At 43.5% G+C, this 577-nt stretch carries 2 protein-coding genes; both read left to right on the forward strand.

Translation table 11 applies throughout. The features are described from left to right. Positions 1-282, forward strand: a 282-nt coding sequence (locus AB4512_RS19810; protein WP_372175419.1) for a DUF3319 domain-containing protein, incomplete at its 5' end; no start/stop codon positions are given. Between the two features lie 3 nt (positions 283-285). Continuing rightward, positions 286-577, forward strand: a 292-nt coding sequence (gene yciH, locus AB4512_RS19815) for a stress response translation initiation inhibitor YciH (RefSeq protein WP_372175421.1), incomplete at its 3' end; no start/stop codon positions are given.

The following is a 577-nucleotide window of genomic DNA, read 5'->3' on the forward strand; positions in this document are numbered from 1 at the left end:
ATTCAGGGCAACCTAGCTGCCGTGAAAAAGAGTATTGATTGGTGGATTGATACCGCATCTATTATTGATCCAAAAGAATTCATGTCATTAAATAAGTCGAGAGGAACTGGTGGCTCGACTGAAAACTTCAACGGCTACCAAATCAAGAATGACACCGGTGAGCCTAATGCGTGGTATTGCATGTTTAACGGTCGCTTAATCAAAGGCGGCAAGGTTGCAATCCAACGCCATATAGAAGCTTACTTACTCGCAAAACAAAAAGCAGAGCAACAAAAGAAGTAAATTATGAGCCTAGTATATTCAACAGAAACAGGTCGCATTAAGCCTGAAGAAGAGAAAGTCCAACGTCCTAAAGGCGATGGTATCGTTCGAATCCAAAAAGAAACCAAAGGCCGTAAAGGCAAAGGCGTTTCTGTCGTAACTGGCTTAGACCTAGATGACGCACCATTAAAACTAATGGCAGCAGAACTCAAGAAAGTTTGCGGCTGCGGTGGCTCAGTAAAAGATGGCAACATCGAAATTCAAGGTGACGCGCGCGACAAGATCAAAGCGCACCTTGAAAAGAAAGGCTACAAAG

The sequence above is a fragment of the Vibrio sp. 10N.222.52.B7 genome, assembly GCF_041474275.1.
Taxonomy (GTDB): domain Bacteria; phylum Pseudomonadota; class Gammaproteobacteria; order Enterobacterales; family Vibrionaceae; genus Vibrio; species Vibrio crassostreae_C.